Raw genomic sequence first — 12,523 nt, 5'->3', positions numbered from 1 at the left:
TTTTTAGTAACGCCTGATACTTTTTCGAGGCAGGCGCAAGCGATCAAAACAAATCAGTAAAACAGCAAAGTCCACAAGGGAACGCTGGCCAGCAGCAGACAACCAAGGAAGGCGGCAAGGAAGAGCAGTTTTTTCTTTCGGGTGGCCATGGTGAACCTGCAAGACGGAAATGGGCGCATGCGCAAGGCCGCAGTGTACCGCGCCCGCCGTCATCAGGCCATGCCGTTGCGGCCGTAGGCACGGAAGCCCGGCCGCTCGCTGAGGCGCTCGTAATACGCTGCCACGGCCGGCAAGGGCGCATGGTCCAAGGGCGTGCCGAACCAGCGATTGACCGACAACCCGACCGGAATATCGGCCAGCGTGAATGTCGGCCCCGCCACGAAACCGCCGCTGTGCTGCAACTGTTGCTCCAGCACCTGCATGAAGCGCGTCCAGCCCGCGATGGACGCCGCCAGTTGCTGCGCGTCGCCATGCCCGGGCGACTTGCGCACCAGCGCCATGAAGGCATAACTCCAGCTGCGATTGAGGTCACTGGCCTGCCAGTCCATCCACTGGTCGATGCGCGCACGCAGGCGCGGCGCCTGCGGATACAGCGCGGTGCCGCCGTACTGCCCGGCGAGATAGCGCAAGATGCTGTTGGACTCCCACAGCACGAAGCCATCATCATCAATCACCGGCACCATCGCATTGGGATTCATGGCAACGAAGGACGGCTCGCTGGTCGCCCTGAAACCGATGCCCCAGTCCTGCCGCTCAAAGGCAATGCCCAGCTCGCTACAGGCCCACAGGACCTTGCGTACGTTGATGGAATTGTCACGGCCGTAAATCGTCAGCATGCAGGCTCCTGTACAGTAAGTGTCAGGCTGGCAAGTCTAGCAAGTGGCCCGGTACGGTGCCATGCACAGATCTTCCTCATTCTCCCCGGTGTCTGTTGCGCTGCAGCCAAGTGGCCCGGTACAAAGCTGCCAACTGTACCGGGACGGCTTTCGGAAGTGGCCGTACAATCATCATCCGACTGGCCATCCCGACGCCGCATTGCGGTACCGCCCACTTCCATGTCCTCCTCCAACATCGCCAAGCTGTTGCTGCTGGCTGCCATCTGGGGCACCAGCTTCATGCTCATGCGCATTGCCGCGCCGGTCTTCGGTCCCATGCTGACCACCTTCGGCCGCGCCTCGCTGGCCACGCTCTCGCTGCTGGCCTTTGCGCGCATGCGCGGGGTATCGCTGCAATGGCGGCGCAACTGGCTGCCCTACCTGGTCATCGGCATCTTCAATACCGCCCTGCCCTTTGCACTCTTTGCCTGGTCGGCCTTGCACATTCCCTCGGCCTACATGGCCACCATGAATTCGCTGGCACCGATCTTCACGGCCATGTTCGGTTTCCTGCTGCTGGGCGAGCGTCTGAGCCTGCTGCGTACCGGCGCCTTCGTGCTGGGTCTGGTGGGTGTGGCAGTGCTGGTCGGCATCGGTCCGGCGCCAGTCGACGCGCTGGTGGTCGCCGGTGTGCTGGCGGCCATGGGGGCGGCGGTCAGCTATGGTTTCGCCGCCACCTTCACGCGCATGCGCGCCGGTGGCATCCCGCCCATCGCCATGGCCACCGGCAGCCAGTTCGCCGCGGCCCTCTGTCTGTTGCCGCTGGCCGCACCCTCGCTGCCGCATGCCTTGCAAGCGGGTACGCTGCCGGCCCTGCTCTCTGTACTGGTGCTGGGCGTGGTCTGTACCGGTATCGCTTATGCACTGTTCTTCCAACTGATTGCCGCCGAAGGTGCCACCAAGGCCATCACCGTGACCTTCCTGGTGCCGATGACGGCCTCGCTGTGGGCCTGGCTGCTGCTGAACGAACCGGTCACCCCGGGGACCGTGGCGGGCATCGCCATCGTGCTCATCGCCACCGCCACCGCCTTGCGGGCCAAGCCGGCAGCCGCCGCCAGTGACAAGAAAGTGGCAGCCTGATTCCAGGCTGGGCCAAATAAAAAGGCGCTGCGGGGAAATCCGCAGCGCCTTTTTTCATGCCACCCGGGTCCGGCTTACCAGCCGTACTGCGCGCACGCCTTGCGATACGCCAGTCCCGCCAGCGCCACATCTTCCAGGCCGATACCGATGGCCTTGTAAATGACGATGTCCTCTTCCCGGCGCTGGTACGGCAGGCTGCCATCGACGGCCTGCGCCAGTTCCATCACCTGCTCCCAGTCGAACACGCCCGGCGCACACTGCACCAGGTCTCCGGCCTCCTGCTGCGCCTGCGGCTTCCATTCCACGAACAGGGCGGCGGCACGACCGATGGCGGTATCATCCAGCTCGCGCACGTTGGCCTTGGAGGCGCCGACGGCCGCCACGAAGGCGCCCGGGCGCAGCAGCTTGCCATCAAAGAGCGGCGTGGCCGAGCGGGTCACGGTCACCAGCACGTCCGCTGCCGCCGCAGCTTCGTCAATGCTCACCACGCGCGCCGACACACCGTGGTTGCGCGTGACCTCCTCGGCCAGGGCTTCCCGGCCCGACAAGCCGGCAATGAGCACTTCCTTGAAGGGCCGCACCTGCAGCAGCGCCGGAATGTGCGAGCGCGCCTGCACACCGGTACCGATCACGGCCAGGGTGGCGGCATCCTTGCGGGCCAGCGCGTCGCAGGCCACCGCCGTGGCGGCCGCAGTGCGCAGGCCGGTCATGGCATCGCCTTCCAGCGTGCACAGCGGTGCGCCGGTCTGGCTGGAGAACAGCTGGATGACGAACTTGAACTGGCCCTTGATGGTGGTGTAGACCTTGGCCCCGGCAATCCCGGCGGAGGGGATGACCGCGCCCATCATCGACAGCATCACGCCATTGGCGGCACTGGTGCGTACGCGCCCCTGGTGCGCGCCCTCGGCGGCGTGGGCAAAGGCCTCGCGCATGGAGGCGATGGCGTCTTCGGTGGTCAGCAGTTCGCTGACCTGCTGGTTGGTAAGAAATTTCATTGGGGACCTTGGCTTCAAAAAATGCAGGAGTAATTACGGCGTACCGTGCTCGGCCTTGAGATAGTTCCAAATCCGGTCTATGTCCGGATTGGCGCCATCGAGGCGGCGATAGACGCGGATATCCATCTCGTCGCACCACAGCCCTTGTTCCAGCGCCTCACTGTCGTTCGGGGCGATGGCCAGGGTCAGCTTGCCCTCGGCGATCTCGCGCGCGACCGCGCTGGCCGGCAGCCAGGCGATGCCATGGCCTTCGACGGCCATGCTCTTCAAACCCTCGGCGAGATCGGTCTCGAAGCGACGGAACAGATGCACGCGGCGCGGGCTGGAATGCAGGGCCTTCTCGACGATGCGCGAGAGCGAGGAATACGGGGAATAGCTCAGGAAGGGTTGCGGATCATTGGGCGTGCCCGGCAAGACGTACTTGGGCAATCCGCCGGGCAGCGTCTTGACGTAGGGGCGCAGCGGCTCCTTGCCCAGCGAGAGCACGTCATAGCGCTCGGTATCGAGGGCGATGCCCTGCTGGCGATGGTCATAGCACAGCAGCAGGTCGCAGTTGCGCTCCACCAGGGCCATGACGGCATCGTGCACGTTGCCCGCCATGACGGTGGTGGCGATGGCGCCGATGGTCTTTTCGATTTCCGACAGCAGCTTGGGGAAGACCGTCAGCAGCAGCGTATGCGGCATGGCAAAACGCACCGAGGACTGCGCACCGGCCAGCTGGCCGCGCAGTACCAGCCGCGCCTGCATGGACTGGTTGAGCATTTCCTTGGCGATCGGTACGAAGGACTCGCCGGCCGGCGTGAGCGTGCAGGGATAGGACGAGCGGTCGAACAGTTCTGCGCCCAGCCAGGTCTCCAGCGAGCGGATGCGGCGGCCAAAGGCCGGTTGCGTGACATTGCGCAGCTTGGCTGAACGGCTGAAGTTCAGCGTATCGACGACCGAGAGGAAGTCCTCCACCCATTTGATTTCCATCTTCCCTACCCCGTTGGCTTGCCGCGCCGGTCCGGCGGCTTGTCTATGGCGCCGGCCATGTTGTGCGTGGCGGTCGCCCTCCCTTGGAACGCCAGCCACTATACCGAAACGGCATCGACAGCGCCCCATGCCATTTTGGCATGGAGCCTGCCACGACAGGATGAAAATGAAGATGCAAAAGCAATGCTTTCCTCTGCGCAACAGCTGCCGCAGCGAGCGCCAGGGTCAATGCCCGCCGGTCAGGTCCAGGAAGGTATCGAGGATATGGAAGTGATCATCGAAGAAGCTCGCCTCCATCGCGGCCAGCTGGTCGATGGGCGTCCACACCGCCTGGGCTGCATCATCGGCGGCCTCCACTTCCGGCAAGTGCTCCAGCCGCAGGTCGAAATAGTAGGCGTGGGTGACGGTGCGTCCGCGCGCGCTGCGGTCAGGATGGTCGAAGATCTTGACGTCCACCAGCGCCTCTTCCAGCGTCACGTCCAGCACGGCCAGGTTGGTTTCCTCGGCCAGTTCGCGCAGGGCCGCCTGCATCAGGCGCTCGCGCTGGTCCAGGAAGCCACCGGGAATGGCCCACAGGCCGCGCCCCGGAAAGCCCTTGCGCTGCACCAGCAGTACATGGTCCGCCGCCCGGATGACCGCATCGACTGTAGTGAAGACCGGTGGATAGGGTGCCGCCGCCCAGGCCGCATGATACTTGCGCAGCTGGCGATGTTCTTCCACCAGCGCCGCGTAATGCGGCAGCAGCGACCAGGCACGCAGATAGTGGCGTACGCTGGACGGTACCAGCGGGGCCAGCACGTCGAGGCTGACCTCCAGGTCCTCGGCTTCGAACCAGACCTTGCGGATATCGGTGGCATCGATGTCACCGGCGCGTGGCAGGGTTTCCAGCTGCCATTGCGGGAAGTGGTGCAGGTAGTAGCTGGAGGCATCCTTGAAATGACCGACCAGCAGCACCCTGGCCTGGGGATCGGTCCGGGTGGCGACCAGGCGGCGCACCTCGGCTGACCAGCGGCGGTCGTCGTAGTAATCACGGGTGGCGACAAAGCGCAGGCGTTCACGTTGCCCGGGCGGCATGGCCCCGGCGATCATGGCGGCGCGTTCCTCCCAGGTAAAGGGATTCTTGGTGTTGCGCGCATGGAAGGCCGAGCCCAGTACCACGATGACCGTGGCAGCGCACTCCAGCGCGTGATGCAGCAGATGCAGGTGGCCGTTGTGCACGGGCTGGAAGCGACCGATCACCACGGCGGCGTCGTATTGCGGATTCAGGATGGGCATGTGCTTTCCTTGATGATGCTGACAACAGGATCAAAGGCTGCCGGTCATCGTCGCAGCCGGTGCGAGTCAATAGCGCACCGCGATGGGAATCTGCCGCCCGCTGCCAAAGGCCCGTGCGCGCAGGCGGATCACCGGCGGCGACTGGCGGCGCTTGTATTCGTTGCGCGCCACCATGCGACAGATGCGTTCGACCAGCGCCGCCCCGGTGTCGGTTCCCCTGATCTGTTCTACCGCGCTGGCGGCTGCCTGCGCTTGCTCGACAGGGAGGCGGCTGCCTTCGATGTGCCACTTGAGGATCTCGTCGAGCACCTCGTAAGGTGGCAGGCTGTCGGTATCGCGCTGGTCCGGTGCCAATTCTGCCGAGGGCGCCTTGTCGATGATGGCAGCAGGGATGAGCTCGCGACCGGCCTGCGCGTTGAGGTGGCGCGCCAGGGCATAGACCTCGGTCTTGTAGAGATCGCCGATCAGGCCCAGGCCACCGTTGGTATCGCCGTACAAGGTGCAGTAGCCTACCGAGATCTCGCTCTTGTTGCCGGTGGTCAGCAGCAGGGCGTCATAGCCGTTGGAGTATTCCATCAGGATGGCACCGCGCACGCGCGCCTGCAGGTTTTCCAGCGGCAGCCCGCGCAGGGGTGCGCCGAAGGCCCGGGCGAAGCCATCCTCGAATTCGCGCACCAGGTCGGCAATGGGGTGGCGGAACAGGGTCACGCCCAGGGCCTGGCACAGCGCTTCGGAGTCATCGACCGAACCGGTGCTGGAGAACATCGACGGCATGGTCACCGCCACCACGTTCTGCGCACCCAGTGCCTCAACCGCCAGCGCGATGGTGAGCGCCGAATCGATGCCACCGGAAGAACCGACCACTACCTTGCCGAAGCCGCAGCGGCGCGCGTAGTCGCGCAGGCCGAGCAGGATCTGGCGGCGCTGGAATTCGGGCGTGGCCAGGGTCTGGTCCTCCCGGATCGGTTCGCCCACACCGTCGCTGCGCAGGAAGCGTCCGCTCTCGAAGGCGATGACCTGGAAATCCTCGGCCAGGCGCGCCGCCTCGAAGGCCAGCCCCTGCAGCGGCGACATGGCGAAGGAGCCGCCGTCATACACCAGCTGGTCCTGCCCGCCGACCTGGTTGACGTAGAGCAGCGCCATCTGACGGCGCAGGCAGGCGGCCTGGAACAGGGCGTGGCGTTGGCTGCGCTTGCCCACGTCCGACGGGCTGGCATTGATGGAGACCACCAGTTGCGCATCGGCCTGGGCCAGCTTTTCGAAGGGATTGACGCGGTAGCTGCGCAGGTCGTCGTTCCAGCCATCTTCACAGATCAGGAAGCCGACCCGCAGGCCCTTGATGGGCAACACACAGGCGGTTTCGGGACCGGCCTCGAAATGGCGGCCATCATCGAAGACGCCATACACGGGCAGCAATTGCTTGTGATACTCGGCCACGATGGCACCCTCGCGCACGGCCAGCAAGGCATTGAAGAGCGGCTTGCCGGGGCCGGGATTGCGGCGCGGCGCGCCGATGACGACAGTCAGTCCCGGTAGCTGGCGTGTAGCGTCTGTCAGCTCTTGCAGCGCCAGTTCGGCCTGCGCCAGAAAGCGCGGTTCTTCCAGCAGGTCGCCGGGGTAGTAGCCGCAGATCGAGAGTTCGGGAAAGACCAGCAGGTCGGCACCGGCCTGGGCGGCCCGTTGCAGGCCATCGAGATGGAGTGCCAGGTTGCCGGTGAAGTCACCGATGGTGGGATTGCATTGAGCGATGGCGATGCGAAGCATGATGCGTCCTTTCTGCCGCCGCAGCGGCTCAGGCAGGGGTGGCCGGCACGGCGATGCCGAACAGCTGGCGCAGATAGGCCAGGAAGGTTTCGTCCTTGCACAGGGTCTTGCCCGGCGAATCGGACAGCTTGGCCACGGCCTGGCCGTTGCAGGACGAGAGCTTCATGACGATGTTCAGCGGCGCGATGCCGGTGTCGTTGCTCAAGTTGGTGCCGATGCCGAAACCGGTCATGGCACGGTCGGAAAAGTGACGATACAAACGCAGCGCCTGCGGCAGGTCCAGACCATCGGAGAACACCAGGCGCTTGGTATTGGCATCCAGGCGTAGCTTGCGATAGTGCGCCAGCGCCTTCTCGCCCCATTCGAAGGGATCGCCGGAGTCGTGCCGCAGGCCGTCGAAGAGCTTGGCGAAGTACAGGTCGAAGTCGGCCAGGAAGGCATCCATGCCGACCACGTCGGTCAGGGCCACGCCGAGGTCGCCGCGGTATTCCTGCACCCAGTCTTCCAGCGCGGCCTTCTGGAAATCGCGCAGGCGCACGCCGAAGGACTGATAGGACTGCAGGTATTCGTGGGCCATGGTGCCGATGGGCACCAGCTGATATTTTTTGGCGAGCCAGACATTGGAAGTGCCCTTGAAATACTGCGGCAGCTCGCTCGCCAGCGTGGCCACCACTTCCTCCTGCCACGCAGCGCTGTAGCGGCGGCGCACGCCGAAGTCGAAGAACTCGAAGGGATGACGGCGAGGCGGCTCGGCAGCGAAGGCCCGCAGCAGACCGATCTTGTCCCGCAGGCGGCGGCTTGCTTCCCCGAGCGCCGCAGCCGATCCGACGCGGCGGAAATAAAGCTCGTTGACGATGTAGAGCACGAAGATCTCGAAGCCCATCACATGCACCTGCGGACCGCGCGCCACGATACACAGGCGCTCGCCCTCGGTGCTGACCTCGATGAACTTGCGCTGGAAACGAAACAGGGCGAGGAAATCGATGAAGTCACTTTTCATGTAGCGCAGCTGGGCCAGATAGGCCAGTTCATCGTTGCCAAAGCGCAGGCTGCACAAGTGATCCAGCTCGCGTTCGACCTCTTCTTTCAATTCGGCCAGCGGGAATTGTGGCTGGTTGCGGCACACGAAGGTGTACTCGGCCTGGGCACCGGGATGGCTGTGCAGCAGCGCCTGCCACATGGTGAACTTGTAGAGATCGGTTTCCAGCAGACTGCGAACGACGGGTGCCATGATGGGCACTCCTTTCAGACGTGAATGGATCAGGCGTTGGCTTGCAGTTCCTGCAGCACCTGCTCGGAAGTGGCCAGGCGCACACCGGCCTGTGACATGGCGGCCAGGAAATCCTGGTACTGCGCCTCGAAGCCGGCCACCGGGCTCATGCAGTCGGTCACCAGCACCAGCCGGGCACGGCCGGCGGCATCGAGGTTGGCGGCGATGTGCTCGGTGGTGGCGCGCACGCAGTGGCTGCCCGCCTCGCCGGTGATGTAGACGGTATCGGCCTCGCCCAGGGTGGCGATGAAGCCACGGTTGAGCTGGGTGGCGGGATCATCGTCATCCGGCACTTCGGCCATCACGGCCGAATAGTGCTCGGTCCACGGGTTGCTGCCCTTGCCCAGCTTGGTGACCACGCCCAGCGTGCGTTCTTCCCAGCCGTTGTAGGCGGCGCGCACATCGGCGTGGACCGCCCCGCCCCAGCTGCCGATCTCGCAGTGCACCGGCCAGACCATGAGGCGATAGCGTCCGGCGGTTTCCAGCGCATCGAGATAGGCCAGTGCGCGCGGCAGCGCTCGTGGATCGCGTGGCAGGTAAATGCCGGCACGCACCTGCGCGGCCTCGATCTGGGTGAAGGGCGTGACCGCCGCGCCATCGGCTTGCTGCCAGAACGTGGGGTGAGCGATGTCCAGCCTGTGGTGCGCATCGAGGGTGATGCTGATGGCCGAGAGGCCCTCACCGCCCTGGTCGATCAGACGCGCCACGCGTTGCAGGTCGGCATGGCTGCCTGCCACCGGCAGCGCTGGTTGCAATACCCCGCCGGTGGCCGGGTCCACCGGCAACCAGTGCGCCGGCAGATCGCAGAAATCGTTTTGCGGATCGATCACGAGGAGATGCAGGGAGCGCTTCATGGTGTCCACCTTTCGGAGTGCGTCGGGTTACGGTGAGGCCAGTGTAGACCACTTAATTTACTTTTGCAACTAACAAAGATTTCGTGATTTTTCTTGATTTGCCCTTTAAATGGGCTTTACAGGCCATCCATGATTCGAATTACAACAAATAGATTCACAATGACACTAAGTACCTTTAGACTTCCCCCACTTGGACAAGGCGAGGATAAAAATGGATCCGGTGATCTGCACAGTCGATGTGGCGTTGCTCACGCTCACAGCCGAGGGGCTGGAGGTGGCGCTGCTCAAGCGCGAACATGCCCCCTTCAAGGGGGTGGCGGCGCTGCCCGGCGGCTATATCCATGCGCGTACCGATGTCGATGCGCGCGATGCCGCGCGCCGCGTGCTGCTGGACAAGACCGGCATCGCCGCGCCCTATCTGGAACAACTGGCCACCTTCTCCGGCGCGGCGCGTGATCCGCGTGGCTGGTCGATATCGATCGCGTATTACGCGCTGGTGCCGGCCAGCACCATCGCCCAGGCCGAGCGGGACGAGATTCGCCTGCACAGCGTGGACCGGCTGCCGCCCCTGCCCTTTGATCATGGGGACATCATCGAGATGGCGGTCTCGCGCCTGCGCAGCAAGAGCCAGTACTCGTCCCTGCCCTGCCATCTGCTGGGCGATGTCTTCAGCTTGCCGCAGTTGCAGCGGGTCTATGAAGTGCTGATGGGCGAGAGCATCAACAAGGTGAGCTTCCGCCGCAAGATGACCGAGATGGACATGCTCGAACCGGTCGATGGCCAGTTCGAGAGCGGGGCGCATCGTCCGGCGCAGCTGTATCGCCTGAAGCCCGCCTTCCGTGAACAGTTGCAGTTGCTGGAGCGCGGGCTTTGAGGATGGCAAGCCGCAACGTGAGCGGCCCAGGGACATCGCTGGGTGGACTGCTCATTGGTCGTATCTTCAGCAGTTCGTAGCCGCAGTCATCATTCGGGAGTTGCTCGTTTCCAAAAGGAAACATTACAATGCGGGCCAGTGTTGCATCAGGGAGGGATACTTGATGAGCACAGGATCTTCGCATGCCCAAAGCATCCCCGGGTCTGGAACAGCTGCTTCCGGACCATCCTTACGCCCGCATTCTGCGGCGGGCTTTTCCGTATCACCCCGTCTCCCAAAATGAACCGTTAGCCAACCAGCTTGACGACGGCGAGGGCTTGTCACGCGACTTCGCGCTTGCTCTTGCGCGCTTGGCCGATCAGACCTGGCTTGAATTCAACGACTTGCCCTGCAACCCGGTCGATAAGACGCGGGCTGCAGTGTCATGACGACCAAAGGCGTCATCCTCGAACAGGCTGACAGGTCGTTCACGCACATCGAGCCGCACGGTGGCGGAGGCTACGCGAGAACAGTTGATGCAGCATGATGAATTCCTCTTTCTTGTTTTACGTGCCGGGGTTCCTGCGTCACACCAGTGACGATGCAGCGAACCGCGATGCGTGGCCGATCAAGCCGGCCCACGCATCGGATGGCCCTGCATCAGGCACCAGCGTAGGTCGAATCGGCGGTGCTGTCAGCAGTCTGCACTTCACTCTTGACGGGACCGTTGCCGAGAACCGGGAACACCGAGTCAGGCTGGTTGGCGATGCCTTGTGCCTGGGCGCGGGCCAGGTCAGCCTTCACTGCAGCGCGGGTGGTGTGCGAAACGAAAGGCTGGTCGACCGGGTATTGGGCTTCAGCGAAAGCGACCGACGAAGCGGACAGGGCCAGGACAGCGGCGATGATGGTCTTTGCGGACATGATGTTTCTCCTTGAATGCGTTAAGTGGACTTGAGTCAGGTTCATTACAGTTCAGTGAGCACCTGGCCGGGATGTCGGTCGGCCGATACCACTCTCTAGAACCGCATCGTTTCTTGCGTTGCGATGTCGTTCATCGATGGACTGAAGTCTACGGAAGAGCGCGAGGGAGAAAAACCATGCTGGAGAGAATTGAGTGTTCCGGGTTCTGGAACAATCGTCATTGCCTATCAGAGCGATAGTCCGGAAATGAAACAAAGCCGCGACATCAGGTCCACTGACGCTGGCTTGCGCGCAGGGGCCGGGTGTATTCCTCGTGCTGCGCTTGCCTGACTACGGGCTTGGCATGATCGGCCTCGGCCGCAGTACGGGACGTCGGTGAGCCAGGCTGCGAGGATATCCGCGCAGGGGGCATGGGCAGCTGCGGCGGACGCTCCACCGGCGGCAGGCGTCCACCCCCGAGAGACTTGCGCAGGCGCGCGGGCTGGTCGGTAGTGGATGGGGTGGTGGCTGGCATGGTGCGGATCTCCCGTCTTGTCGCGGCAAGCAAGCGTGCCGCGTTGTCATTGTCGAGACCAGTATCACGCCGGAAAGGCTTGCCGTTAAGCGGACAACGGCTCTGCCTGCTGTAGGAAAGCAGGCAGAGCCGCAGCGGACCAGGGAGCCAGATGCGCCGGATCAGAAATGGTGATCGTAACGGATCTGGAACTTGCTGTTCTCGGCCCGGTTGCGTACGGCAAATTCTTGGTACACGTTGAAGAACAGCAGATCGCGATCAGACAATTTCACCATCGCTGCCGGCCCCAGTCCGACTACGCGCTCGCGACGCCCCGCCACATCGCTGCCGTTGACCTGGGTATCGGTGATCTGCTGCAGCCAGTAGCCCGCCGCACCGATGGTCAGATTCGGATTGAGCACGTACTCGGCGGAGAAGTTGGCATGCACCGCCTGCCCCACCTGGGTGGAACTGACGTTGTTGCCAAAGGCCGCATTGGGCGAGTTGTTGCGGGCGTTCCAGAGATAGTGCAGGCGCCAGCTGAAACTCAGGTTCTGGCTGGCCCACAGCGTGCCGGCCCAGTAAGGATCGAAGGACCAGGCATTGCTGCCCGGATTGACGGAGGCGTTGCGGTCATAGGCACCGGTCGGCAAGATGAACTGGAGTTCGAAACGCTGCGCATAGCGCGGCCCTTGCGCCCCCATGACGGGGTCGAACTGCACGGACACGCCGGCGCTGATGTCGCCCACGCCGGTATTGCCGCGAAGGATGGCATTGCTGGCGCCATCGTCGACCTTGGCATGGGCCACCCACGGCACCAGTACCTGGAAGCCCAGTTGCTTGTTGCCGAATTTCGCTCCCGGTGGCACGTAGATGAACTGGCTGATGGGCGCGAAGACGCTGATGTCCTGGGTGGCAGGAAGGCCCAGCCGCTTGCCGTTGTTGTCCAGCAGTCTGGTGGCCTTGGTGTAGGTGAGGTATTCGACGAAATAAAAACCGGGACCGCCGGGCAGCGGTGCGCCATCGAAGAAGCTGGTGCCGCCCAGGTTGACGGCGGGCTGGTCGTAGGCGCTGGCCAGCGCGGGCAGCAGGCTCAAGGTCAGTGCCAGCCACGCCGCACGTCGGCGGGCGGGTTGTCGCTTGTTGCTCATGTTGTCTCCTTGTGTTGTTG

The 12,523-nt window shown here is 63.8% G+C and carries 13 protein-coding genes; 3 read left to right on the top strand and 10 right to left on the bottom strand.

From position 1 onward, the window contains the following. Positions 1 to 212: 212 nt before the first annotated feature. Positions 213 to 836, bottom strand: a complete 624-nt coding sequence (locus HWE01_RS12005; protein ID WP_241821927.1) for a glutathione S-transferase family protein — start codon at positions 834 to 836, stop codon at positions 213 to 215. 219 nt (positions 837 to 1,055) lie between these two features. Here HWE01_RS12005 and HWE01_RS12000 point away from each other — a divergent pair, with 219 nt between their 5' ends. Beyond that, positions 1,056 to 1,955, top strand: a complete 900-nt coding sequence (locus HWE01_RS12000) for a DMT family transporter (RefSeq protein ID WP_008333375.1) — start codon at positions 1,056 to 1,058, stop codon at positions 1,953 to 1,955. A gap of 74 nt (positions 1,956 to 2,029) precedes the next feature. Here the strand turns inward: HWE01_RS12000 and HWE01_RS11995 are convergent, their stop codons facing one another. From HWE01_RS11995 to HWE01_RS11970, 6 genes are all read right to left on the bottom strand, one after another. Next, a complete protein-coding gene (locus tag HWE01_RS11995) occupies positions 2,030 to 2,950 on the bottom strand; it encodes an ornithine cyclodeaminase family protein (protein ID WP_008333377.1) in 921 nt (306 codons plus the stop codon). A 33-nt stretch (positions 2,951 to 2,983) separates the two neighbouring features. Continuing rightward, entirely contained in the window at positions 2,984 to 3,922 is a 939-nt protein-coding gene (locus HWE01_RS11990) for a LysR family transcriptional regulator (RefSeq protein ID WP_008333379.1), read from the bottom strand. A 225-nt stretch (positions 3,923 to 4,147) separates the two neighbouring features. Continuing rightward, positions 4,148 to 5,197, bottom strand: a complete 1,050-nt coding sequence (locus tag HWE01_RS11985) for a bifunctional nicotinamide-nucleotide adenylyltransferase/Nudix hydroxylase (protein WP_241821926.1) — start codon at positions 5,195 to 5,197, stop codon at positions 4,148 to 4,150. Positions 5,198 to 5,263: 66 nt separating this feature from the next. Further along, positions 5,264 to 6,961 (bottom strand): NAD+ synthase, encoded by a 1,698-nt coding sequence (locus HWE01_RS11980; protein ID WP_241821925.1) that lies wholly within the window; start codon positions 6,959 to 6,961, stop codon positions 5,264 to 5,266. A 28-nt stretch (positions 6,962 to 6,989) separates the two neighbouring features. Continuing rightward, the gene (pncB, locus tag HWE01_RS11975; protein ID WP_241821924.1) at positions 6,990 to 8,192 is read right to left on the bottom strand and encodes a nicotinate phosphoribosyltransferase; all 1,203 of its coding nucleotides are present in this window, start codon (positions 8,190 to 8,192) and stop codon (positions 6,990 to 6,992) included. 29 nt (positions 8,193 to 8,221) lie between these two features. Then, a complete protein-coding gene (locus HWE01_RS11970; RefSeq protein ID WP_241821923.1) occupies positions 8,222 to 9,085 on the bottom strand; it encodes a cysteine hydrolase family protein in 864 nt (287 codons plus the stop codon). A 211-nt stretch (positions 9,086 to 9,296) separates the two neighbouring features. Here HWE01_RS11970 and HWE01_RS11965 point away from each other — a divergent pair, with 211 nt between their 5' ends. Together HWE01_RS11965 and HWE01_RS11960 are read left to right on the top strand one after the other, a co-directional pair. Then, positions 9,297 to 9,959 (top strand): NUDIX hydrolase, encoded by a 663-nt coding sequence (locus HWE01_RS11965; protein WP_008333388.1) that lies wholly within the window; start codon positions 9,297 to 9,299, stop codon positions 9,957 to 9,959. A 182-nt stretch (positions 9,960 to 10,141) separates the two neighbouring features. After that, positions 10,142 to 10,387, top strand: a complete 246-nt coding sequence (locus HWE01_RS11960; RefSeq protein WP_241821922.1) for a hypothetical protein — start codon at positions 10,142 to 10,144, stop codon at positions 10,385 to 10,387. A 211-nt stretch (positions 10,388 to 10,598) separates the two neighbouring features. Here HWE01_RS11960 and HWE01_RS11955 read toward each other — a convergent pair whose 3' ends face one another. From HWE01_RS11955 to HWE01_RS11945, 3 genes are all read right to left on the bottom strand, one after another. Further along, entirely contained in the window at positions 10,599 to 10,859 is a 261-nt protein-coding gene (locus HWE01_RS11955; RefSeq protein WP_008333395.1) for a DUF4148 domain-containing protein, read from the bottom strand. 265 nt (positions 10,860 to 11,124) lie between these two features. Beyond that, positions 11,125 to 11,373, bottom strand: a complete 249-nt coding sequence (locus HWE01_RS11950) for a hypothetical protein (protein WP_241821921.1) — start codon at positions 11,371 to 11,373, stop codon at positions 11,125 to 11,127. Between the two features lie 161 nt (positions 11,374 to 11,534). Beyond that, positions 11,535 to 12,503 (bottom strand): SphA family protein, encoded by a 969-nt coding sequence (locus tag HWE01_RS11945; protein WP_241821920.1) that lies wholly within the window; start codon positions 12,501 to 12,503, stop codon positions 11,535 to 11,537. Positions 12,504 to 12,523: the final 20 nt, after the last annotated feature.

Origin of the sequence: Herbaspirillum sp. C7C8, assembly GCF_022627875.1 — a bacterium.
GTDB lineage: Bacteria > Pseudomonadota > Gammaproteobacteria > Burkholderiales > Burkholderiaceae_D > Herbaspirillum.
Note: the sequence above shows the minus strand (reverse complement) of the source record. Positions and strands in the feature narration are given on the sequence as shown.

Bases quoted from the DNA above. Each gene is read 5' to 3' on its own strand.
- HWE01_RS11980 (WP_241821925.1), bottom strand. From the start codon at position 6,961: ATGCTTCGCATCGCCATCGCTCAATGCAATCCCACCATCGGTGACTTC.
- HWE01_RS11950 (WP_241821921.1), bottom strand. From the start codon at position 11,373: ATGCCAGCCACCACCCCATCCACTACCGACCAGCCCGCGCGCCTGCGC.
- HWE01_RS12000 (WP_008333375.1), top strand. From the start codon at position 1,056: ATGTCCTCCTCCAACATCGCCAAGCTGTTGCTGCTGGCTGCCATCTGG.
- pncB (WP_241821924.1), bottom strand. From the start codon at position 8,192: ATGGCACCCGTCGTTCGCAGTCTGCTGGAAACCGATCTCTACAAGTTC.
- HWE01_RS11985 (WP_241821926.1), bottom strand. From the start codon at position 5,197: ATGCCCATCCTGAATCCGCAATACGACGCCGCCGTGGTGATCGGTCGC.
- HWE01_RS11955 (WP_008333395.1), bottom strand. From the start codon at position 10,859: ATGTCCGCAAAGACCATCATCGCCGCTGTCCTGGCCCTGTCCGCTTCG.
- HWE01_RS11995 (WP_008333377.1), bottom strand. From the start codon at position 2,950: ATGAAATTTCTTACCAACCAGCAGGTCAGCGAACTGCTGACCACCGAA.
- HWE01_RS11960 (WP_241821922.1), top strand. From the start codon at position 10,142: ATGCCCAAAGCATCCCCGGGTCTGGAACAGCTGCTTCCGGACCATCCT.
- HWE01_RS11970 (WP_241821923.1), bottom strand. From the start codon at position 9,085: ATGAAGCGCTCCCTGCATCTCCTCGTGATCGATCCGCAAAACGATTTC.
- HWE01_RS11965 (WP_008333388.1), top strand. From the start codon at position 9,297: ATGGATCCGGTGATCTGCACAGTCGATGTGGCGTTGCTCACGCTCACA.
- HWE01_RS11945 (WP_241821920.1), bottom strand. From the start codon at position 12,503: ATGAGCAACAAGCGACAACCCGCCCGCCGACGTGCGGCGTGGCTGGCA.
- HWE01_RS11990 (WP_008333379.1), bottom strand. From the start codon at position 3,922: ATGGAAATCAAATGGGTGGAGGACTTCCTCTCGGTCGTCGATACGCTG.
- HWE01_RS12005 (WP_241821927.1), bottom strand. From the start codon at position 836: ATGCTGACGATTTACGGCCGTGACAATTCCATCAACGTACGCAAGGTC.